The following is a 23,395-nucleotide window of genomic DNA, read 5'->3' on the forward strand; positions in this document are numbered from 1 at the left end:
GTTCGGTCATGATCGCGATCATCGCCACCGTGTTCGGCTCGCTCGCCGCGCTCCTCCACGTCTACATCTTCATCATGGAGAGCGTGCAGTGGACCCAGCCCCGCATCTGGAAGCGATTCGGCGTGACAGACCAGGCCGCGGCCGAGACGACGAAGCCGATGGCGTACAACCAGGGTTTCTACAACCTCTTCCTCGCGATCGGCGCTGTCCTCGGAATGGTGCTCTTCTGGGCGGGCGGCGACGGAGCACCGGCCGACATCGCGGGGCGCGCGCTCGCGCTGTTCAGCCTCGGCTCGATGCTCGCGGCATCCCTCGTCCTCGTGACGTCGGGGCGCAAGTACCTCCGTCCGGCGCTCGTGCAGGGCACGTTCCCGCTCATCGGGTTCGTGCTGTTCTTCTTCGCCTGACGGGCGACGCGCCTCGAACTCCGCTGTCGGAACCCGCGCTCAGGCGGCGAGGTGGAGTCCGCGCTTGTCCGTCGCGATACTGTCGCCGTCGGCGATCGTGATGTCGTCGCCGATGAGCGAGCCGATCGCGACGCGGGCGCCGCTGCCGACGTGCGTGCGCACGCCGATCTTCGATCCCGCGCCGATCGCGGCGCCGGAGCCCACGTACGCATGCGGCGCGATATCGACGTTCGGCCCGATGACGGCATCCGCCTCGACCCACACTCCGCGTCCGATGTGCGCGCCCGCGGCGATCTGCACTCCCGGTTCCACGTATGCTCCGAGTTCGACGACGGCGGTCGGATGCACCTTCGCGCCGTGCGCGATCAAACCACGACCGTTGACGTGCTTGCGATAGCGCAGCGTCTCGCCACGGTCGTTCTCGATGTCGACGTAGTTCTTACCCACGGTCCCCTCCTGCGGCCCTGAATGGAGCCGAGTACAGGAATAACTGCATCCGGGCCGGATTCATTCCCGCCTCTACCGATCATTCGTCGTGGGGCGTCCCGCGGATGGGGAACCGTTCGATCGGACAGATCGTCTAGGCTGATCGCGCCCGCCTTCCACAGCAGAATCGGACGCGATGGTTCCCGAACGTCGTCAAGAACGCAACATCCATACGGAACGTCCGGTGAGCAGAGCCGCTCACGAGATCCTTCCGACGGTACGTGAGGTGCTCGCGCTGGATGCCGTTGCGCAGGGGGTGCCCGAAGTGCTCGTCGGAGACGACGCACTCGACGCGCGCGTGCGCTGGCTGCACGTGTCCGACAGCGCCGGCGTCGCGCGGCTGCTCGACGGGGGAGAGCTGCTGTTGTCTACCGGGTCGGCGTGGCCGACGGGGGATGACGCGCTCCGCGAGTTCGTGGGCGGGCTCGCCGACGCGGGGCTGTCGGGCGTGATCCTCGAGCTCGGCACTCACTTCGAGACGGCACCCGCGGCGCTCGTCGAGGAGGCGGGAGTCCGCGGCGTCGCGCTCATCGTGCTGCACCGCGAGCTGAAGTTCGTCACCGTCACCGAGGCCGTGCACGGACGGATCATCTCGGGACAGACCGAGGCGCTGCGTGCGCGTGACGAGGTCCGCGAGCGGTTCACGATGCTCGCGCTGCGCGGTTCGCCAGCGGACTTCATCGTGCAGCAGCTCGCCCAGACCCTCGGTGCGCCTGTCGTGCTCGAGAACCGCGCGCACGAGGTGATCTCGGCCGAAGTGCCGCTCGCGCTGCAGGAGGAGCTCTTCACCGAGTGGGAACTGCGATCGCGCTCCGCGCATCGTCGGGTCGACCAGCGTCGCGAGCGCGGAGGAGTTCCGACGCCCGACGAGTGGCTCGTCGTGCCGGTCGAGGCCCGCGGCATCCGGTGGGGGCACCTCGTGCTGCTGCCCGGGCCGGCGCACGCGGCGGGCCGTTCGGCGGTTCTCGAACAGGCGGCGATCGCGCTCGCCGTGGGTCGTCTCGCCGACGGAGAGAACGACGAGTGGGGTCGCATCAGCCGTCGTCGCCTCGTCGACGGTCTGCTCGCCGGGCGGTTCGCCGGCGCGGGTGGTGCGGCGGCGCGCCTGGAGGCCGCGGGGCTTCCGCTGCGTGGTGCGCAGCTCTACGGCATCGTGGCGGTGGGCGCGACGGTGACGGCAGAGGCGGTGGATGCCGCGGCCCGCTCGCTGCGTGGCCGCGCCATCGTGGGCTCGCCCCCCGAGGGATTCGGTGCCGCGGCCGCGACCGTGCTGCTCTCGCTTCCGCGCGACGTCGGCTTCGACGATGCCGTAGCGATGCGGTTCGGCCGCGGGATCGTCGAGTCCGGACCGGACGCGGATCGTCTCGTGCTCGCCGTCGGCCAGAAGGCGGACGGCGTCGAGCCGGCGATCGTCTCGCTGCACGAAGCCGTCGACCTCGCACGGGGGAGGCGTCGGCGCACGGGTGCGGGACCTCACCTCCGACGTGCCGAGGACCGCCCCCTCGTGCAGCTCATGACGGCGCTGCGCGGTGACCATCGCGTGATCGAGCACGGCGAACGGATGCTCGCGCCCCTCATCGAGCACGACCTCGCGCGCGGCGGAGACCTGCTCGATGTGCTCGAGGCGATGCTCGCGCATCCGGGCAACCGGACGGCTGCGGCATCCGCCTCTCACCTCTCGCGTTCCGTCTTCTATCAGCGCCTCGCGCTCATCGAAGAGCTCCTCGCGGTCGATCTCGACGATGGCGAGACGCAGACGGCGCTGCACATCGCGCTGCTCGTGCGGCGGTCGGCCGGGCGCTGATTCAGCCGGCCCTCTGCGAACCGGCTCGCGGCTCGAAGAGATCGAGCGTCAGGCCTTCGAGGAGCCGGCCGGGCTCGACGTCCAGCGCGACCGCGATGCGCATGAGGTTGTGGATGTTCGGCAGCGAGCGTCCGCTCTCGTAGCTGCGGATGTTCGACGAGTCGATGCCCGTCGTCGCGGCGAGCTGATCGTGCGTCATCGTGTACGTGCGGCGCGTCTCGGCGATGCGCGCGCCGACATGTGCGGCGGCAGCGGATGCGACTCGAGCCATCCATCAAGCGTCGTTATCGGCAGGTTGTCGTGCCAGGGTGAAAGTCCACGGGTACCAGTAACCTGATCGAATGTCAGACGCTCTTCCCGCCCCCGACGCAGCGCACGGCCCTGGCGAGGACGGCACCGCAGGCACGACGCTCGATGCGCTGCTGAGCGAGTTCCGCGCACTTGCCGACAGCAAGCGCATGAGCGGCAACTACCTCGAGCAGCTCGCGCGGCACTACCTCACCGTCGAGCCGTTGTGGGCGGATCAGCTCGGCGACGTGTGGCTCTGGAAGGACTGGCCGGGGCGCGAGGGGCGTCCCGACACAGGCATCGATCTGGTCGCCGAGATCCACGGCGGTGGTCTCCTGGCCGTCCAGGTCAAGTTCTTCCGTGAAGAGCACCGCATGCAGAAAGGCGATCTGGACTCTTTCTTCGAGGCTTTGGGCCGCGAGCCGTTCACGGAAGGTCTCGTGATCGACACCACCAGTGCGCCGTGGTCGGCGAACGCCGAGGAAGCCCTCAAGAATCGGTCCAAGCCGGTGCGGCGCATCTCGCTCGACGAGCTGCGGCACAGCGCGGTGGACTGGTCGACCTATGAGTTGCTCAACCCCCAGACAGCGCCGGAGCGTCACGCACGAAAGACGCTTCGCGTCCATCAGCACGAGGCCGTCCGAGCGGTGATGGAGGGATTGACCACCGCCGAGCTGGATCGCGGCAAACTGATCATGGCCTGCGGAACCGGCAAGACATTCACGGCGCTCAAGCTCGCGGAGCGGTGGACGAACGAACGTGCGGGTGGCGCGGCATCCATCCTCTTCATGGTTCCGTCGCTCGCGCTGCTTCAGCAGAGCCTTGATGAGTGGTCGCGCGAGCGTGATCCCGAGATGGGGTTCCGGGCGTTCGCGGTCGGCTCGGACACGAACATCGGACGCCGCAAGAACAACGACCTCACGAGCGTCCTCATGGAGGACCTCGGTGCTCCCGCGACCACCGACGGGGCGAAGCTCGCCGCGCTCCTCGGTGACGTCGAAGAGGAGCACGAGGGCATGACGGTCGTGTTCTCGACGTACCAGTCCATCGATGCGGTGGCCGAGGCCCAGCGTCTGCGCGGCGACCGGTTCGACCTGGTGATCTGCGACGAGGCTCACCGCACGACGGGCGTCACGCTCGCCGGTGACGACGAGTCCGACTTCGTCAAGGTCCACGACGACGGGGTGATCCCGGCCGACAGACGGGTCTACATGACGGCAACGCCGCGGATCTTCGCGCCGGAAGTCAAGAACGCGGCTCGACAGAAGGATGCGGAGCTCGTCTCTATGGACGACGAGGCGCTCTTCGGCCCGGTGCTCTACCGCATCGGTTTCGACGAAGCCGTGCGCAAGGGGCTCCTGTCGGACTACAAGGTGATCGTGCTCGGGGTGAGCGAGGACGAGATCATCGAGGGCCTTCAGCAGGAGCTCGCGGATGGTGGACGCGAACTGCAGGTCACCGATGTGGCGAAGCTCATCGGGTGCTGGAACGCGCTCGCGAAGCGCAACGCCGGTCTCATCGCCGACGGGTTCGGCGCAGACGTCACGCCTATGCGGCGTGCGGTCGCCTTCGCGAAGGACATCGCGAGCTCGACGAAGGTCGCGGGAGACTTCGAGGAACTGGTCGACGGATACCTGTCGAACATCGAGAACGAGGACGCGACCGACGACCTGACGGTGCAGGCGCGCCACGTCGACGGGACGATGAACGCCACCATTCGCGGTGAGCATCTCGACTGGCTCAAGGCAGCTCCCGAAGAAGATCCGTTCGGGCGCCCTGTGGCGCGCGTGCTGACCAATGCTCGCTGTCTGAGCGAGGGCGTCGACGTGCCGAGTCTCGACGCCGTGCTGTTCCTCAGCCCGCGCAACAGTCAAGTGGATGTCGTGCAGGCGGTCGGGCGTGTCATGCGCCGCGCCGAGGGCAAGCGTCTGGGCTACATCGTGTTGCCCATCGCGATCCCGGCGGGGGTTTCGCCCGAGCAGGCGCTGAACGACAACGAGCGGTACAAGGTCGTGTGGCAAGTGCTGCAGGCGCTTCGGGCGCACGATGAGCGACTGGATGCCGCGATCAACCAGTCGGCATTCACTGGCAAGCTGCCCGAGCAGGTGGTCATCGACCGGGTGTCGCTCGCCCCGGCCAAGCCCCGGACCTCGTCGCCGTTCGAGGAACCGGTCGATTCGACAATGACACCGAGCGGGCCCTCTCACCTTGCACCCACACTCCCGGGGCTGACGTCCAACGCGGCAGCGTGGAAGGACTCGGTCTACGCGAAGCTCGTCGCGAAGGTCGGCGATCGAATGTACTGGGACGACTGGGCCGGCGACATCGCTGACATCGCCCGCCGGTTCATCTCGCTCATCGCCGTTCACGTGTCTGCCACAGATGGCGAGGACACCCCGTTCGCTCGCTTCGTCGCGGCCCTGCGCGCGACGGTCAATCCCGATATCACCGAACCGGAGGCGATCGAGCTCCTTGCGCAGCACCTCATCACCAAGCCGGTGTTCGAGGCGATGTTCCCCGAGGGCACGTTCACGCAGGAGAACCCGGTCTCTGTAGCCATGGAGCATGTCCTCGACACGTTCAGCGACAACGAGGCGTTCGCGCGCGAGCGCGAGCCGCTCGACGCGTTCTATGCGCGCGTGACGGAGCGCATCCGCAACCTCGACTCCGTCGCCGCGAAGCAGCAGATGCTCGTCACCCTGTACGACAAGTTCTTCACCAAGGCGTTCCCCCTTCTCGCCGACCGGATGGGGATCGTCTTCACGCCCGTCGAGGTGGTCGACTACATCCTTCGATCGGCAGACGCCGCGTTCTTCCAGCACTTCGGCAAGCGCCTGAGCGACGAGGGAGTCAACATTCTCGAGCCGTTCGCCGGTACGGGCACGTTCCTCACGCGGTTGATGCAGACGGGCCTGATCCGGCCTGAGGATCTGACGCGCAAGTACTCCAGCGAGCTGTTCGCGAACGAGATCGTGCTGCTGAGTTACTACATCGCTGCTGTGAACATCGAAAGCGTGTATCGCGAACTGTGCGCCGAGCACGGTGTCGAGCCGGCCGATGGCGGGTTCGCCGGGATCAGCCTCACCGACACGTTCGCGATGGACGAGCGCGACAGCCAGCTCGCCGGGGGAGTCTTCCCCGACAACACGGCTCGCCTCGAGAAGCAGCGCGCGACGAAGATCGATGTGATCGTCATGAACCCGCCGTACCGGGCCGGACAGGCGAGCGCGAACGACGGCAGCCAGAACGCGAAGTACGAGAAGGTGGATGCCGCTATCAAGGCGTCGTACGTCGCGCGCTCGACTGCGAGCAACCTCAACGGGCTGTACGACTCGTACTACCGGGCGCTCCGCTGGGCCACAGACCGCCTCAGGGGGGACGGCGTCATCGCCTTCGTGTCGAACTCCGGATTCATCGATGGGGGGACGGCTGACGGAGTGCGCCTGAGCTGGGTGGACGAGTTCAGCGACGTCATCGTTTACGACTTGCGAGGCAACCAACGAAAGAAGAACTGGCAGGCGGAGGGGGGAAAGATATTCGGGGAGGGGAGCCAGACCGGGGTTGCGATCACCATCTTGATCAAACGAGTCGATCATGAGGGTGCTGCCCGCGTGCACTACCGCGACATTGGCGACTTCTTGAGCGCAGAAGACAAACTGGATCGGCTCGGAAAAGAGCGATCGCTCTCGGGTACGGAGTTCGATCTCCTCGCGCCGAACGAGGTCGGAGATTGGATCAACCTGCGGGACGAGCGGTTCGCTCACTACCAGCCGGTTGGTCACAAGGCGACAAAGGGACGCGAGACAACGCCGGCGGTCTTTCGCGAGTTCTCGAATGGTCTGAAGACGAACCGTGACACCTGGGTGTACGCCTTCGGCGCGGGCCAACTCCGAGCGAACGTCCGTCGTCACGTCGATCACTTGAACTCAGAGCGGATCCGCGTTCACGCACTCATCGCCGGTGGTGCAGCAATGCCGGTCGAGAAGCTGCTCGTTCGCGATTCGAGCCTCGGATCGTGGTCGCGGCCCAACCTCGCCGACCTGCAGCGAAACCGGGAGACAGTGCTCGACCGGTCAGGATTCAGCGTCGCGCAGTATCGCCCGTTTGTTCGGCAACATGTCTACCTCGATCGCACTGCGCGACTTAACGAGATGCTGTACCAGATACCGCGCATCTGGCCGACTATGGAGCACGCGAACCTTGCGATGGCTGTGAACGCCGATGGGCGCCTCGCGACGCCACCACTTATGATCAGACTCCTCGCTGATCTGCATGTGAATGGAGACGCACAACTCTTCCCGCGCTACACATGGGAACTCGCCACCGCCCCGGATGGGGCGCTGAACCTCGAGGCGCTTGCCACGGCATCCGACGATCTCGTTGTCGACGGCTATCGTCGGGTCGACAACGTCACCGACACCACGCTCGCCACCTACCAAGCGGTGCACGGCGATGCGATCACGAAAGACGACATCTTCTACGGCATCTATGCGCTCCTGCATCACCCGACCTACCGAGAGACGTACGCCGCTGACCTGCAGAAGATGCTGCCGCGCATCCCTCAGGTCGAGGACTTCGCTGAGTACGCCCGCATCGGGCGAGCTCTGGCGGATCTGCACCTCGACTACGAGTCCGTCGAGCCCTATCCGCTCGTCGAGGAACTCTCGCTCACAGCGCCCGAGGATCCCTTCGAGCGCTACCGCATCGACAAGCTGTCGTGGCTCTCGCGCAAGGACCACACCGGCATCCGCTACAACGCACACCTGACGATCAGGGGGATTCCGGAGACCGAAGCCGAGTATCGCGTCGGAGGCCGAAGCCCGCTCGAGTGGGTGATCGACCGGTTCATGATCAAGACGGACAAGGCTTCGGGCATCGTCAACGACCCGAACGCCTGGCTGCGTGAGCACGACGATCCTCGCTACGTCGTGGATCTGATCCGATCACTCGTGACGGTAAGTCTCGAGACCCAGCGGCTTATCGCCGAGCTGCCCGACTTCACCATCATCGAGGACCCTCTGCCTGTGGACAATTAATTCGAATGTCTGCGCTCCACGGCATACTTGAAGAATGACCTTCATCGAAGATTTGAGCGACGCGGTATCGCGGCTCTCGGTCTTCGACGAGCTCTCGGTCGAGGCATCCCGACTCCCGGCATCCGTGTCGACTCTCAGCGACTCGTCGGTGCGCGACCTCCTTGCAGAGGTCGCCGCAGTCGTCCGCAGCGCGACGACGCTGCAGTCGGTGCTTGCGGGCGTCGCGGCCGCGAGGTCGGGGCGCGACCGGGGCCACCGCGGTCTTGTGCAAGAGGGCGGCCACCGCAACGCCGTCGAGTTCATCCGTGATCTGACCGGGGGTACGCGAGCTGAGGCGATTCGCGCCGTGCGGGTGGGCGAGGCACTCGTCGAGGGAGTCGACGTCGACCCCGGTGATCAGCAGCAGACGGATCCCGCGAATTCACCGGCGCTGTGGCATGAGCCGCTGCGAGCTGCCCTCCTCGCCGGCGCGATCACCGCTGCGCAGCACCACGCGATCCGTGCGGGCCTCGGTGAGCCGCCGCTTCTCGAGGGTCGTGAGTCCGATGCCGTCCACGACGTGTGGCGAAGCGCGGCGGCCCGGCTGGCCGACGAAGCGCCTCTGTGCACGGTGGAAGATCTCGGCGCGCGCTCGCGCGTTCTGCGCGACATGCTCGACCCCGCCGGCGCCGAGGAGCGCTTCGCTGCTCGCTTCGACAGGCGCTCATATCGGTCGTCGAGAACCGCCGACGGCATGCGCAGCGCCCACATCGTCTTCGATGACGAGATGGGCGCGTGGGTCGAGGCGATGATGGATGCCGCGCTCGCGCCCCGCCGCGGTGGCCCACGGTTCGTCGACTCGGCACGGGCCGCGGCCGCTGAAGCGCTGTCGAAGGAAGCCCGAACCAACGACCAGCTCGCCTACGACCTGTTCATCGACCACCTCCGAGCAGGAGCACTCGCGAACGCGGACGACGTGTTCGGCGCGCGCGAGGCCGGGGTGCGCCTCGTCGCGATTCGAGACGCCGCCACGGGCGACGCCGTATCCCGCGATGCATTCGGGCGGCTTCTCGCGACGGCGCATTCCGAAGACGGCTCGCTCGCGCTCCCGGGATCATCGATCGAACGTGCGCTGTGCGCGACCGGATCCGTCACTCTGACAGTCGACTCGAGCGGCAAGCCGCTCGACGTCGGTCGGGAGCAGAGACTGTTCACGCCCAGGCAGCGACTCATGCTCGCGGTGCGGGATGGCGGCTGCATCTGGCCGTCGTGCGACCGCCCACCCGCTTACTGCGAGGCGCATCATTGTGAACACTGGGCCGACGGCGGACGCACTGATTGCGATGTCGGGGTCCTCCTGTGTCGATATCACCACCTTCACCTGCACAACGCGGGCTGGCGGATCACTCGACGAGACGATGGTCGGTTCGTTCTCCACGCGCCACCGGGCTCGAACTCCGAGCCGGTCCTCCTCATGTCGAAGTCTCCGCTGCGGTGGTTGTGGGATCCGCCCCCCGATCGAGTCGGCTGGCGTCTTGCGGCGTGAACGATGGATCGACCTCGGCTCCGGCGCACTTCGGCCGACGCGGGGGCACTGAGCGACGGCCGGCTTCGAGGCCGCTGCACATGGGTGGGCCCAGGCGGCGTGACGGTCGCCGACCTGGATCGCTCGCGCGTCGGATGCGACCGACGGCGGCCCGCTTGCGCGACACCGATCGGATGCCTCCGCCGCGTGAGCCTCTACGGCGAAGGCTACTGATCGCACCCCCTGAACACAGGCTCGATCGGGTTTGCTCGGATGCCGGATGCCGGACGCCGGACGCCGGACGCCGGACGCGAGACCCCTACGGCGCGATGTAGACCTTGCGCAGCGTCTCGCGGACCGTCCAGACCGTCTTCATGCCCTCTTCGAGGCGAACGACCGACCCCGGGCGCAGCTCGATCGGGGGCAACGCAGGTTCGTCGAACTCGATGCGGGCATCGCCTGCGAGCACGACGAAGACTTCATCCGCCTCGACATCGCGGGACACCCCGGGGGTGTGCTCCCACACCCCGATCGTGCGGCCGGATCCGTCGTCGAGATCCAGATACCGCGTGAAGGGCGAACCCGACACGACCTTCGCGAGATCGACCGGCTCGTACGGCACGGGGAGGTGCGCAGCATCCATCGCCACCCCCGACGTCAGCCGCGTCACGAGTCGAACCCCAGCCCGAGAGCGTCGAGCGTCTTGAGCAGCACATTGCGCCGCCCGGAGTTGTGGTCGGCACGATCGAGCGACCAGCGAGTGGCGTTGATGCCGATCGCCGCGGCCGGCTCGGGCGGGAAGGGGAGCGGACGCTTGCGCACCATCTCGAGCTCCGTGCGTTCGGTCTTCTCGCCGGCGAGCAGATCGAGCATGACCTCGCCCGCGAACCGAGTCGCTGCGACGCCGAGACCCGTGAAGCCCGCGGCATACGCGACCCGCCCACGACGCGCCGTGCCGAAGAACGCGCAGAACTGCGTCGACGTGTCGATCGCACCGGCCCACCGGTGCGAGAACCGCAGCCCCTCGAGTTGCGGGAACGTCGTGAAGAAGTGACTCGCGAGCTTCTGCCACGTCTCGGGACGATTCTCGTATGCCGAGCGCACGCGCCGACCGTAGTGGTAGACCGCGTCGTAACCGCCGAAGAGGATGCGGTTGTCCTTGCTCAGCCGGAAGTAGTGGAACTGGTTCGCGAGGTCGCTGATGCCCTGCCGATCGCCCCACCCGATCTCGTCGAGCTGGTCATCCGACAGCGGCTCGGTCATGAGCGCGTAGTCGTACACGGGCACCGTCATCAAGCGGTTGCGCGTGAGCAGAGACGGGAAGACGTTCGTCGCGAGCGCGACGCGCGAAGCCGTCACGCGCCCCTCGGCCGTGACCACCTCGACGCCGTCCGCCGTGTCGTCGAGCGCGCGCACGGGCGACCCCTCGAAGATGACGACGCCCGCCTCTTCGGCGGCGTGTGCGAGTCCGGCGGCCAGCTTGCCCGGATGCACGAGGGCGTTCGTGTGCTTCTCGAACACGGCGCCCAGGAACGTCGGCGAGGCGACCGAGGCGCGGATCTCGTCGCCGCTCATGCGCACGACCCCGTCATCGCCGCGGACCGCGGCATCCGTCGCCCACTCGTCGAGCCACTCGAGCTGGTGCGGCTCGGTCGCGACAGCGAGCGCGCCGACGCGCTCCCAGTCCGCGTCGATGCCGTACGCGGCGATGTCCTCGCCCATCGCGTCGAGATTCGCCAAGCCGAGCCGATCGAGTTCGTCGATCTCGTCGGGCCAGCGGGACAGGCCGTTGTCACGACCGTGCGTCAGGCTCGCTTCGCAGAATCCGCCGTTGCGACCCGACGCGGCCCAGCCGACCGTCCGCGCCTCGACGACGACGACCCGCAGACCCGGATCCCGCCGCTTCGCGTGCAGCGCCGTCCACAGCCCGGTGTACCCCGCGCCGACGATCACGAGATCCGCCGCGACGGTGCCGGTCACCCGCTCGCGCGGCGGCGTGGCGGGCAGGTCATCGAGCCAGAAGACGCTGTGTGCGCTGCCCGAGAGGCTGTGGGCGATGGTGGATGCTGCGGGGCGCTGCCGCTCGTAGACCGTGGTTCCCACGGGTATCACTCCTTGTGCGATGGGTGCTGGCTCGATCGTGGCCCGCCCGCGTGGCGGAAGCCAGAGGATCCATCGAGATCAGGACGATTCGACCGGATCACGGCGGTTCTCAGGCATCCGTCGCCGCGTAGACGCGCTCGCCCTCGACGAACGTCTGCAGCACGCGCGTCGCGCCGATCTCGTCGGCGGGCCGCGCGAACGGGTCGCGATCGAGGACGGCGAGGTCGGCGAATTTGCCGACCTCGATCGTGCCCGTCGTCTGGTCGAGGTGGTTCACCCACGCCGATCCTGCCGTGTAGGCGGTGAGCGACGTCGCGAGGTCGATCGCCTGCTCCGGCAGGAACGCGTCGTACTCGCCCTCCTCGTATCCGGGCGCGGCTGTGCGGTTGACTGCCGTGTGGATCGCCGCCAGGGGGTTCGGCGTCGACACCGACCAGTCGGACCCCGCGGCCAACACCGCTCCTGATCGCAGCAGGTCGCCGAAGGGGTACTGCCAGGCATCCCGCGGCGCACCGAGGAACGGGAGTGTGAGATCGACCATCTGCGGTTCGAGTGCGGCCCACAGCGACTGCATGTTGGCCGCGACATCGAGGGTACGGAAGCGCGGGATGTCCTCGGGATGCACGACCTGGATGTGCGCGATGTGGTGTCGGTGATCGCTGCGGCCGTTGCGACGGATCGCGTGCTCGACGGCATCCAGGCACTCCCGCACGGCACGATCGCCGATCGCGTGGAAGTGCACCTGGAAGCCCTCGGCATCCAGCAGCGGCACCGCTTCGTTCAGGATCGCGGGATCCACGAACGAGATGCCCGAGTTGTCGGTGAAGTGCCCGTGACCGTCGCAGTACGGTTCGAGCATCGCGGCGGTGAAGTTCTCGGCGACGCCGTCCTGCATGATCTTGATGCTGGTCGCGGCGAAGCGGCCGCCGCGATACCGCTCGCGCCGCTCGATCAGCGACGGGATCTGCTCGAGGCCCTTCGTGCGGTCCCACCAGATCGCGCCCACGACCCGGGCTGTGAGCGTGCCGTCTGCGGCCGCCTTCAGATACGCCGGGCCTGGATCTCCCGCGTCGCCGTAGGCGCCGACGATCGCGTCCTGCCAGGCGGTGATGCCGTACGAGTGGAGGTACTTCTGTCCGACGAGCAGAGCCTCGGTCAGCCGCTCAAGCGGCTCTTCGGGGAGCAGGCGGTTCACCAGGCCCATCGCGCCCTCGTGCAGCGTGCCCGAGGGATCACCCGCGGCATCCCGCTCGATGCGTCCGTCCGCAGGGTCGGGAGTGTCGCGATCGATGCCCGCGAGCCTCAGCGCCACCGAGTTCACCCATGCCCCGTGACCGTCGCGATTGGGGAAGAAGGCGGGGCGATCGGGCACGACGGCATCCAGAGCGGCCGCCGTCGGGGTGCCGCCCGGGAAGGCGGACATCTGCCATCCGCCCCCCAGGATCCATTCGTCAGAGGGGTGGGATGCCGCGAACCGCCCGATCGCGTCGAGGTACTCGCTCGCCGTGCCGAGGTCGGCGAGGTCGCAGCGCAGCATGTCGAGGCCGCCCCAGACGGGATGCACGTGCGCATCCTGGAACCCCGGAACGAGCAGACGGCCACCGAGGTCGACCACCTCGGTCGACGGACCCGTCAGCGCGGCGATATCGCGTTCATCGGTCGAGACGATCCGGCCGCCGCGCACGGCGACGGCCGATGCCCGCGAGCGCACGGTGTTCGCCGTGAAGACGGGGCCGCCGGTGAAGACGAGGTCGGCGTAGGTCATCGTGCTCATGTCAGCCGCCGGTCATCGTGCGGGCGATCTGGGTCGCGGAGTCGCCCGCACGCTTGAGCACGAGGGCCACGAGCGCGAGTGCGACGAGCGTCAGCAGCAGCATGATCGTCGACACGGCCGCGATCTCGGGTCGGAGGCCCGACCGCACGGCGCTCAGCACGTAGACGGGCCACGGCGTCGACCCCGAGACCTGCACGAAGGCCGCGACGATCGTGTTGTCGAGGCTCAGCGTGAAAGCCAGCAGGAATCCGGCGAGCACCGCAGGCATCGCGAGCGCGAGCGTCACGCGACGGAACGTCGTGACGGGCTTGGCGTACAGGTCGCTCGATGCCTCTTCGAGGTTCGCATCCATTCCCACCAGGCGGGCGCGAACGATGTACGACACGACAGCCGTGGCGAAGAGCGAACTGCCGATCGACAGGCGCACGAGGCCGTCGTTGAAGAGCCCGATCCCCATGTCCTGTCCGAGCCAGACGAAGAACGGCAGGAGAGCGACGGCGTCGACGATCTCGGGCGTCACCGAGACGAGGAGCAGGAGTCCCAGGAACCACCAGACCCACTTGCCGGGATGCCGCGCCATCGCGATGCCGGCGAGCGTGCCGAGCGCCGTCGCGATGATCGCGGCGAACAGCGCCGTGATGAGCGACACGCGCACGGCGTTCTGGATCGCGGGCTTCTCGAGGATCGTGAGGAAGGCATCGAACCCGAAGCCGTCCCACGACACGAGCAGGCGACCCGTGTTGAACGAGTAGATGACGATGACGATGATCGGCGCGAACAGGAAGAGCATGACGAGCACGCCCCAGACGTTCAGCAGCACATCCGACCACGACCGTCGCGCGCGATGCACGGGTGCTTCGGCGGTCATGCCGGGACCTCCACTCGTTCCTTCGGAGCCGTCACCGGTTCCGGGTCCAGTTCGAGGCGATTCGCCATGCGGAAGGGCAGTGACACGAGCCACACGATGAGAGCCGCGACGGCGATCGTCAGGGTGATGACGAGCATCAGGAGCACCGCCATCGCCGATCCCAGGGCCCAGTTCTGGGCGGTCTGGAACTGGCTCGCGACGAGCTGCCCGACCATGTTGCCCTTCGCTCCGCCGAGCACGGTCGCGGTGATGTAGTCGCCCATGAGGGGGATGAACACGAGCAGGACGCCGGCGACGACACCCGGCTGCGAAAGCGGCAGCGTGACGCGGAAGAAAGTCGCGACACGTCCCGCGCCGAGATCCTTGGACGCCTCGCGCAGCGCAGGGCCGACGCGGTCGAACGCGACGAAGAGCGGGAGCACCATGAGCGGCAGGTAGTTGTACACGACGCCGATCACGACGGCGGTGCGCGTGTAGAGCAGCTCGAGAGGACCGTCGATGATGCCGACGGACTGCAGGAGCCCCGACATCCATCCTTCCGGCGCCAGGATCACCTGCCAGCCGATCGTCCGCACGAGGAAGTTCGTCCAGAAGGGCACGAGGACGAGGGCGATGAGCAGGCCCCGGCGCTGAGGCTTGACCTTGAAGGCCATCCAGTACGCGACCGGCGCCCCGATGAGGAAGCACAGGACGGTGCCGATGACACCGACCCACAGCGTGTTCGTGAACGTCGCGAAGAAGGTCGGCGACATCGCCTCGATGTATCGGTCGAGCGACAGGACGTCGTTCGCGTGCGTGCCGAAGATGCCCGGCTTGTAGCCGAACGAGAACCAGACGACCATCGCGACGGGCGCGATGAAGAAGACCGCCAGCCACACCCACGCCGGAACGGCGAGGAACGCGCCGGTGGACTTCGACTTAGGCACCCGCGGCGGCCTTCATCTCGTTCCAGATCGCCACACGGGTGGTCTGCGAGTCGTTGAGTTCCTGCTCGTGCATCGTCTCGAGCTGCTCGGGCGTGAAGAAGATCATGTCGGTGAGGGGGATCTCGCTCTCGATCGCACCTGCCTCCATGTCCTTGCCGCCGACGTTGTAGCCGATGTAGTCGAGGTTGAGCGCGAGGCTCTCGGGCGACAGCGAGAAGTTGATGAAGGCGTGCGCCGCCTCGGGGTTGGGTGCGCCGGCCGCGATCGCCCAGTTGTCCATCCACAGTTCGGTCACCGGTCCGGGGAGCACCCACTGCCAGCGGTCGGGCTCGCTCGACTCGAGCAGTCCGAGGCGAGCGTCGCCGTTCCACGCCTGCATGAGCGTCTGCGTGCCCTGCGGGATCGCGTTCGTGCCGGGGTACGAGTCGAACGCCGAGATGTGCGGCGCGATCTGTTCGACGAGGAAGACCCGGCACTCCTCGAGTTCCGCTTCGTCCTCGGTGTTCCAGTCCAGGTCGTTCGCCCAGAAGTACGCGCCGATGATGCCCGCGGGGTCATCCGACATCGAGGTCTTGCCACTCGCTTCGTTCTGAGCGGCGTCGAAGAAGTCGGCCCACGTGGTGAGCTCGCGCGTGATGACGTTCTTGTCGTAGACGAAGCCGGTCGTCCCCCACGCCTTGCATACGGAGTAGTCGTTCGTCGGGTCCCACGCGCGCCCGAGGTAGGCAGGATCCATGTTGGCGAGGTTCGGCAGGAGGTCCTTGTTGAACTTCGTGAGCAGACCCTGCTCGATCATCTGCGGGATGAAGACGCCCGTCGGAACGACGATGTCGTAGCCCGACGTGCCCTTCGCCGCGACGAGCTTCGCGATGAGCTCCTCGTTCGACGAATACGAGTCGAGGGTCACATCCGGGCCGAGTTCCGACGTGAACGCCGCAACGACATCGGGCGAGTCGTAGTCGCCCCACGTGTAGACCGAGACGCTGTCTTCGAGGTCGCCGCCGGTCGCCTGCGGCGCGGGAGCGCCGCCGCCGCTCGGGGTGCACGCCGCGAGGAACGCGGCTCCGCCGGCGATCGCCGCGACGCTGAGGAAGCGCCGGCGCGACAGCTCGTTCACGATGCGAGGCACCGCCTCTTCCGGTGCGAGGATGCGGAGCGGGGTGCGGGAATCGGGCATCGGGTTCTCCAGGTGTCGGGTGAGGGACTCGGTGTCGGAAGGGTCTAAGCCGTCGGCGGCGCGACGTAGCCGCCCTCTTCGGCGGCGGCGTCGCGGGGGAACAGCAGGACGTGCTCGGGCGACCACGTACAGGTGACGGCGTCGCCGACGCGCAGCGCCGGAGCATCCGGAGTCGGACGCCGCACGATGAGCGACTGGTCCGCGCCGAGGCGCACGAGGTACTGCATCGTGTCGCCCAGATGCGAGACGCCGATGAGCTCGCCGCCGACGGTGTTCGGCGCTGCCGTGGCGTCCGTCTGGGCAGCGATCCGGATGTTCTCGGGACGCACCGCAGCCTCGCCCTGCGCAGCGCCGGAGAGCGGGGAGTGGATGCTGCGCAGCAGCGTGTGCGGAGAATTGACCGCGGCGCCCTGCTCGACGACATCGCCGGTGAAGAAGTTCTGCTGACCGACGAAGGCCGCGACGTAGGCGGAGGCGGGCCGCGCGTAGACCGTGTCGGCGTCGGCGAGCTGCTCGATGCGCCCCGCCCGCATGATGGCGATGCGGTCGCTCATCGAGAGCGCCTCGCCCTGGTCGTGCGTCACGAAGACGAACGTGATGCCCAGACGCGACTGCAGGAGCTTGAGCTCGAGCTGCATCTCTTCGCGCAGCTGGCGATCCAGCGCGCCCAGCGGTTCGTCGAGGAGCAGGACGGCGGGACGATTCACGAGCGCGCGCGCGAGCGCGATGCGCTGCTGCTGGCCGCCCGACAGCTGCGTCGGCTTGCGATCGGCGAAGCGCCGCATCTGCACCATGTCGAGCGCGGCCGAGACCTTCTCGCGCACCTCCGCCTTCGGGGTGCGGCGCTGCTGCAGGCCATACGCGACGTTCTCGGCGACCGACAGGTGCGGGAACAGCGCGTACGCCTGGAAGACCGTGTTGACGTCGCGACGGTACGGCGGGGCCGCGAGGACCGAGGTGCCCGAGATGCGGATGTCACCGGCATCCGGATGCTCGAAGCCTGCGATCATCCGCAGCGTCGTCGTCTTGCCGCAGCCGGAGGGACCGAGCAGCGAGATGAACTCGCCCGGCTCGATCGTGAGGGACAGGTCGTCGACGGCGACCTGATCGCCGTAGCGCTTGGTCACCCTGTCGATGACGACGCCGCCGCGCGCGGGCGCCGTGTCTGCTGTCTGCGAGGTCGCCTGCGCATCGGTCGCCGTGCTCACCTGGGAAGGCCTCCTGGTGTCGGGTCCGCGCGCCGGTGCGCGGTCGGGTCGGTTGTGCGGGTATTCCAATACATCCGCATGCACCGCACAATGCCGTTTCGAACGATCCGGACGATTCGCGGCGGAGCGCGGCGCGGGCGGGACAGATCGTCCGACCGAGCGTTACATCCGGGTTTCGGGCGCGGTACGCGCACGTCGCGAGGGATCAGGTCTGGCAGCGCGGACACCAGAAGACATTGCGCTCTTTCGTCGGGTCAGCGCCGAGCGTCGTCGCGCGGACCTGCGTGCCGCAGCGACGGCACGGCGCTCCCTCTCGGCCGTAGACCCAGAATCGGCGCCCGGGCTTGTTCTCCCCCGTGAAGGTGCGGCTGGGTCGATCGCGGTTCGCGCGGATCATGCGCGCGCCGAGGTCGACGACGGCCCGCGCATCGACGTCGGTCGCCGGCGTGTGCGGGTCGATACCGCGCACGAACAGGATCTCGTTGGCGTAGACGTTGCCGAATCCGGCGACGCTGCGCTGATCGAGGATCGCGACGTGCACGGGCCGAGGGTCTGCCTGCACGCGGCGTGCCGCCTCTTCGGCGTCCCAGTCCGGCCCCAGCAGGTCCGGTCCGAGATAGCCGACGAGCGAGTCCTCCTCGGCTCGGGACACGAGGTCGATGTCGGCGAGGTCGAAGCCGACCGCCTGCCAGTCGCGTGTGCCGACGATCGCGCGGGCCTTGAACGCGGGCTTGCGCCAGCGCTCGCCGCGTCGATAGACGTGCCACTCGCCCTCCATCTTGAGATGGGAATGCAGAGTCCAGTCGCCGATGCGATGGAGCAGGTGCTTGCCCCGCGGCACGACGTGCTCGATCACGGCTCCCGTGAGATCGGCGGTCGCGAAGCGCGGCACGCGCAGGTCGAACTCCGTCACCTCGGCGCCGGCGAGCACGTCGTCCATGCGATGAGCAGCGCGGTAGACGGTGTCGCCCTCAGGCATCGGACGTGTCTCCTCCTGCGGCGGGAATCGACGTCCTCGGTGGCGAGGCCTCAGGCACGGGATGCCTCGCGCAGCGCGTCGCCGGCGGTCAGGCGCCGCAGGGTGAAGCCGCGCGGAGATTCGACGAAACCGGCATCCCGAAGCTTCTGCCCGATGCCTGTGCCGAAGACGATCGCGCCGTTGACCTGCTCGATCGTCAGGGTGTCGAGCGTGCGTGCGCGCGCGGTCGCGACGAGATCGCGCGTCGCGGCCGTCAGCGCGTTCTCGTCGCCCGTGAACGCGAGCGCGGACTTGCCTCCGCGCTCGAGGTACAGGGTCAGCACGCCGTCGACGAGCACGACCAGCGCACCGGCCTTGCGTCCCGGTCGGTGCGACACGCCCGCGAGGCCCGGCCACGCGAGCGCGGCGCCGTAGGGGTTCGCGGGATCCGTCGCGGCGAGCGTGACGGCGCGGTACGGCGGCGGGTCGGGAAGCCCGGCGAACTCGCGCAGACGATCCACGGTGTTCGAGGCCGCGAACTGCGCGGCACCGAGCTTCTCGATCACGTACCCCCGGCGACAGTGCCCGGCCTCTTCGAAGCCCGCGAGGATGCGGTACACCTGCGCGAAGCCGCCGGGCACACCCTCGCTCTGCACCGAGCCGCGTGTGACGACGCCGTAGCGGTCGAGCAGAAGGCTCGCCGCGGCCGTCGCGCGCAGAGCGGCATCCGTCGACGCCTCGGGCAGGAGCGACCAGCGACCGCCGATCGCGGGTGGACGCGGCGGAATCGATGCAGCCACGGTGCGCACCGCCGCACCGCGGTACAGCCGTGCCCGCGGCGCCTTGCGGGCTACCCGATGCGCTGTCTTGCCACCGCCGACGAGCGTGCGCACGGGAGCGAACGTGTCGTTCGTCACGCGACCCGACCACGTGAGCGCCCAGAGCGCATCGATGACGGACTGCTCGTTCTCGGCGCCCGTGAGCTGCTTCAGCTGCGCCGCGAAGTACGCGCCACCGGCAGCGAGTGCGTGCAGCAGCTGGCCCTCGAGCGACCCGGCCGCGATCTCGTCGTCCGGTATGGCGAGCGTGAGCGGAGCCGCGTCGGCGGGGTGCAGCGCGATCCATCCGTCGCGGCCCGGAAGCGTGCCGTGTCCCGACCAGATGACCTCGCCCGTCGCCGTGAGCTCGTCGAGCATCGCGGGCGTGTAGTCCGACACCCGCGCCGGGAGGATGAGCGACTCCCACGCGCTCGCCGGGATGGGCACGCCCGCGAGCTGCTCCACGGCCGCCGCGACGCCGTCGATGCCCTCGAGCGGCCGGACGACGTGCTGCCACACGGGCAGGAAGCGCGCGTACGCCTCGGGGGCGACGGGCTCGACGCTGCCGCGGATCGCCGCGAGCGACCGCAGCCGAAGGCGGCGCAGGACTTCGGCGTCGCACCACTCCGTTGCTCCGTCGTCACCCGGAGCGGCCTCGGGCAGGAAGAACCCGCTCGCGATGCGTCCCTGCGACTCGAGTCGCTGGAGCGTGTGCCGGGCGACGGCGATGCCGATGCCGAGTCGCGCGGCAGCGGCATCCGCCGTGAAGGGACCGTGCGTCCGCGCGTACCGGGCCACGAGGTCGCCGAGCGGGTCGGCGACGGGTTCGACGAAGGCGATCGGGATGCCGACGGGCAGAGCGACGCCGAGCGCATCGCGCAGGCGTCCTGCGTCTTCGATCGCGGCGAAGCGCGGTGCTCCCGCGATCGTGACGGCGATCGCGCGGCGTGCCGTCACGAGCTGATCGAGGAGAGCGGATGCCTCCGCCTCGGTCGCCTCGCCTTCCAGCCGCGCAGCGACCTCGGCGGCGTCGAGCGGGCCCAGCATCCGGAGCAGGTCCGCCACGCCCTCGAGCCCGCGGGCACGCCGTTCGGGGTCCAGGCGCTGCAGCTCGCGCTCGTACTGGGCGATGATCGCGGGGTCGAGCAGCTCGCGCAGTTCGACCTTGCCGAGCAGCTCCGACAGCAGCGAGGGATCGACCGAGAGCGCCGCAGCCCGGCGCTCGGCGAGCGGCGAGTCGCCCTCGTACATGAACGCGCCGACGTAGCCGAAGAGCAGGTCGCGCGCGAACGGCGACGGCTGAGCGGGCTCCGTCTCGATCAGGCGGATGCGACGATCGCCGATCCCGCGGACGATGCGCAGGAGCGCGGGAACGTCGTAGACGTCCTGCAGCACTTCGCGCAGCGTCTCGAGGATGATCGGGAACGTCGGGTACCGCTTCGCGACCTCCAGCAGCTGAGCCGACCGCTGACGCTGCTGCCAGAGCGGGCTCCGGCGACCCGGATTGCGCCGAGGCATGAGCAGCGCACGCGCAGCGCACTCGCGGAACCGCGAGGCGAACAGCGCCGAGCCGCCGACCTCGTCGGTCACGATCTGCTCGAGCTCATCCGGCTCGAAGACGAACAGCTCGGCCCCCGGGGGCTCGGCCGTGGCATCCGGAACCCTGGCGATGATGCCGTCGTCGCTCGCGACCGCCGACCCCTCGACCCCGAGGCGCTCGCGGATGCGCGCGTTTACCGCGAGCGCCCACGGTGCGTGCACCTTCATGCCGTACGGGGAATGCAGGATGACGCGCCAATCGCCGACTTCGTCGCGCCCGCGCTCGACGGTCAGGTTCTTGTCGGTCGGCAGTGTGCCGGTCGCCTCGCGCTGCTCGGCGAGGTAGGACAGGAGATTGCCCTGTGCGAGCACATCGAGCCCGGCGTACTGCAAGCGCGCGTGCGCGGCATCCGGCTTGGCACTCGTCAGCTCGCGCGAGAACTTGCCGAGCGCCTCGCCCAGCTCGGCCGGTCGGCCGATGCCGTCGCCGTGCCAGAACGGCACCTTGCCCGGCTGACCGAAGGCGGGCAGCACGTTGACGCGGTCGTGCGTGATCTCGACGATGCGCCAGCTCGTCGTGCCGAGCGTGAAGACGTCGTTGACGCGCGACTCGTAGACCATCTCTTCGTCGAGCTCGCCGACGCGTGCGTTCTGGCTCTGCCCGGCGATGAAGACGCCGAACAGACCGCGGTCGGGGATCGTGCCGCCGCTCGTGACGGCGATGCGCTGCGAGCCCGGTCGGCCCGTCAGCGTGCCGTGATCGCGGTCCCAGATGAGGCGGGGGCGAAGTTCGGCGAACTCGTCGGACGGAAAGCGCCCCGCGAGCAGGTCGAGCGTCGCCTCGTACGCCGAGCGGGGCAGCGCGCGGAAGGGGGCGGAGCGCTTGAGCGCCTCGTACCAGCCCTCGACGTCGAGGGGCTCGAGTGCGCAGGCCGCGACCGTCTGCTGGGCGAGGATGTCGAGCGGGTTCTGCGGCACCGCGATCGCCTCGATCTGGCCCGCGAGCATGCGCTCGGTCACGATCGCGGTGTGCAGCACGTCGGCGCGGTGCTTGGGGAAGAGGGCGGCACGGCTGACCTCGCCGACCTGGTGGCCGGCGCGCCCGATGCGCTGGAGGCCGGATGCCGCGCTCGGCGGCGCCTCGACCTGGATGACGAGATCGACCGCGCCCATGTCGATGCCGAGCTCGAGGCTCGACGTCGCCACGACGCACTTGAGCACCCCCGTCTTGAGCTCCTCCTCGACCTGCGCTCGCTGTTCCTTCGACACCGAGCCGTGGTGCGCCTTCGCGAGCACGGGCTCGACGCCGGCTGTCGGTCCCGCCTGCGCCATGGTCGCTGCAGGGATCGCCTTCTCGGGTACGTCGAGCCCGAGCCGCTCGGCGTAGATCTCGTTGAGCCGACCCGTCAGGCGCTCGCCGAGGCGGCGCGAGTTGACGAAGACGATCGTCGAACGGTGCTGCAGGATGCGGTCGACGATGGCCTCTTCGACGTGCGGCCACACGCTGCCGGTGGCCTCGGTCGACTGCGGCAGGCGGCCGTCGCCGAACCAATCCTCGTCCTCGGCTTCGGCGACCGGCGCGGGCTCCTCGGCACCCGGCGCGGGAGGCGGGTGCAGCATGTCTTCGACCGGCACGACGACCTTGAGGTCGAACGCCTTCGTCGCCCGCGGCGCGACGATCTCGACGGGGGCGGCTCCGCCGAGGAACCGCGCGACCTCGTCGATCGGTCGCACGGTGGCGGAGAGTCCGATCCGCTGCGCTGCCGCGGCATCCGGATCCCGCTCGCGACGCAGGTCGTCCAGCCGCTCGAGGCTGACGGCGAGATGCGCTCCGCGCTTGGTCGCCGCGACCGCGTGCACTTCGTCGACGATGACGGTGTGCACATCGCGCAGCGTCTCACGCGCCTGACTCGTGAGCATGAGGTAGAGCGACTCGGGGGTCGTGATGAGGATGTCGGGCGGATCGCTGACGAGCTTGCGGCGGTCGGCGGACGTCGTATCGCCCGAGCGGACGCCGACGGTCACATCGGGGAGGTGGATGCCCAGACGCCGAGCGGACTGGCCGATGCCGACGAGCGGCGACCGGAGGTTGCGTTCGACGTCGACTCCGAGGGCCTTGAGGGGGGAGATGTAGAGGATGCCGGTCCCCAGCCGGTCGCGCTTCTTCGCAGTCGGCGGCTCGAGCGCCTTGGTGTGGAAGACCCGGTCGATGGCCCACAGGAACGCCGACAGCGTCTTGCCCGAGCCGGTCGGGGCGACGACGAGGGCGTGCTTGCCGTCGGAGATCGCCTGCCATGCCCCGGCCTGCGCGGTCGTCGGCTCGGCGAAGGCAGAGCGGAACCAGTCCTGCGTGGCAGGACCGAACCGCTCCAGCACACGGTGCGCTGAGCCTGTCGAAGCGTCGGCCATCCCTCCATCTTCGTCGGGATCGCCGACATCCGGGCGGAATCCGTCGCACGGGGGAGGCGCTTCCGAGCCACGGTCGCCTACCGTCGGGGC

The 23,395-nt window shown here is 68.6% G+C and carries 15 protein-coding genes; 4 read left to right on the forward strand and 11 right to left on the reverse strand.

Annotated features, from left to right (window positions below; translation table 11 throughout):
• Positions 1–8 precede the first annotated feature (8 nt).
• The gene (locus MA876_RS09800; RefSeq protein ID WP_248148234.1) at positions 9–407 is read left to right on the forward strand and encodes a DUF1304 domain-containing protein; all 399 of its coding nucleotides are present in this window, start codon (positions 9–11) and stop codon (positions 405–407) included.
• Positions 408–446: 39 nt separating this feature from the next.
• On the opposite strand, the gene MA876_RS09805 is transcribed toward MA876_RS09800, so the two are convergent.
• On the reverse strand, positions 447–854 hold the full coding sequence (locus MA876_RS09805; protein WP_248148236.1) for a transferase: 408 nt from the start codon (positions 852–854) through the stop codon (positions 447–449).
• Positions 855–1,077: 223 nt separating this feature from the next.
• On the opposite strand from MA876_RS09805, the gene MA876_RS09810 reads away from it, so the two are divergent.
• Positions 1,078–2,697 (forward strand): PucR family transcriptional regulator, encoded by a 1,620-nt coding sequence (locus tag MA876_RS09810; protein WP_248148238.1) that lies wholly within the window; start codon positions 1,078–1,080, stop codon positions 2,695–2,697.
• A 1-nt stretch (position 2,698) separates the two neighbouring features.
• Here the strand turns inward: MA876_RS09810 and MA876_RS09815 are convergent, their stop codons facing one another.
• Positions 2,699–2,968, reverse strand: a complete 270-nt coding sequence (locus MA876_RS09815; RefSeq protein ID WP_248148240.1) for a helix-turn-helix domain-containing protein — start codon at positions 2,966–2,968, stop codon at positions 2,699–2,701.
• A gap of 70 nt (positions 2,969–3,038) precedes the next feature.
• Here MA876_RS09815 and MA876_RS09820 point away from each other — a divergent pair, with 70 nt between their 5' ends.
• Complete coding sequence (locus tag MA876_RS09820) at positions 3,039–8,021, forward strand: type ISP restriction/modification enzyme (protein WP_248148242.1); 4,983 nt, start codon at positions 3,039–3,041, stop codon at positions 8,019–8,021.
• Between the two features lie 34 nt (positions 8,022–8,055).
• Positions 8,056–9,546 carry an HNH endonuclease signature motif containing protein gene (locus MA876_RS09825; RefSeq protein ID WP_248148244.1) on the forward strand — a complete coding sequence of 497 codons (1,491 nt, stop codon included), beginning with the start codon at positions 8,056–8,058 and terminating at the stop codon, positions 9,544–9,546.
• Positions 9,547–9,844: 298 nt separating this feature from the next.
• Here MA876_RS09825 and MA876_RS09830 read toward each other — a convergent pair whose 3' ends face one another.
• From MA876_RS09830 to MA876_RS09870, 9 genes are all read right to left on the reverse strand, one after another.
• Entirely contained in the window at positions 9,845–10,195 is a 351-nt protein-coding gene (locus MA876_RS09830) for a cupin domain-containing protein (RefSeq protein WP_248148246.1), read from the reverse strand.
• The gene (locus MA876_RS09835; RefSeq protein ID WP_248148248.1) at positions 10,192–11,628 is read right to left on the reverse strand and encodes an NAD(P)/FAD-dependent oxidoreductase; all 1,437 of its coding nucleotides are present in this window, start codon (positions 11,626–11,628) and stop codon (positions 10,192–10,194) included. Before MA876_RS09835 ends, MA876_RS09830 begins: the two co-directional genes overlap by 4 nt.
• Positions 11,629–11,737: 109 nt before the next feature.
• Positions 11,738–13,393: an amidohydrolase gene (locus MA876_RS09840; protein ID WP_248148887.1), complete on the reverse strand. Its 1,656-nt coding sequence runs from the start codon at positions 13,391–13,393 to the stop codon at positions 11,738–11,740.
• Between the two features lie 10 nt (positions 13,394–13,403).
• Positions 13,404–14,270, reverse strand: coding sequence for an ABC transporter permease (locus MA876_RS09845; protein ID WP_248148250.1), 867 nt, complete (start codon positions 14,268–14,270; stop codon positions 13,404–13,406).
• Complete coding sequence (locus MA876_RS09850; protein ID WP_248148252.1) at positions 14,267–15,196, reverse strand: ABC transporter permease; 930 nt, start codon at positions 15,194–15,196, stop codon at positions 14,267–14,269. The genes MA876_RS09845 and MA876_RS09850 overlap by 4 nt, the downstream gene beginning before the upstream one ends.
• The gene (locus tag MA876_RS09855) at positions 15,189–16,373 is read right to left on the reverse strand and encodes a polyamine ABC transporter substrate-binding protein (protein WP_248148254.1); all 1,185 of its coding nucleotides are present in this window, start codon (positions 16,371–16,373) and stop codon (positions 15,189–15,191) included. Before MA876_RS09855 ends, MA876_RS09850 begins: the two co-directional genes overlap by 8 nt.
• 44 nt (positions 16,374–16,417) lie before the next feature.
• Positions 16,418–17,581, reverse strand: a complete 1,164-nt coding sequence (locus tag MA876_RS09860; RefSeq protein WP_248148256.1) for an ABC transporter ATP-binding protein — start codon at positions 17,579–17,581, stop codon at positions 16,418–16,420.
• A gap of 205 nt (positions 17,582–17,786) precedes the next feature.
• Positions 17,787–18,560 carry a DNA-formamidopyrimidine glycosylase family protein gene (locus tag MA876_RS09865; protein ID WP_248148257.1) on the reverse strand — a complete coding sequence of 258 codons (774 nt, stop codon included), beginning with the start codon at positions 18,558–18,560 and terminating at the stop codon, positions 17,787–17,789.
• A 50-nt stretch (positions 18,561–18,610) separates the two neighbouring features.
• Positions 18,611–23,305: an ATP-dependent helicase gene (locus MA876_RS09870; protein ID WP_248148260.1), complete on the reverse strand. Its 4,695-nt coding sequence runs from the start codon at positions 23,303–23,305 to the stop codon at positions 18,611–18,613.
• Between the last annotated feature and the right edge of the window lie 90 nt (positions 23,306–23,395).

The organism is Microbacterium aoyamense (assembly GCF_023155855.1).
Lineage (GTDB): Bacteria > Actinomycetota > Actinomycetes > Actinomycetales > Microbacteriaceae > Microbacterium > Microbacterium aoyamense.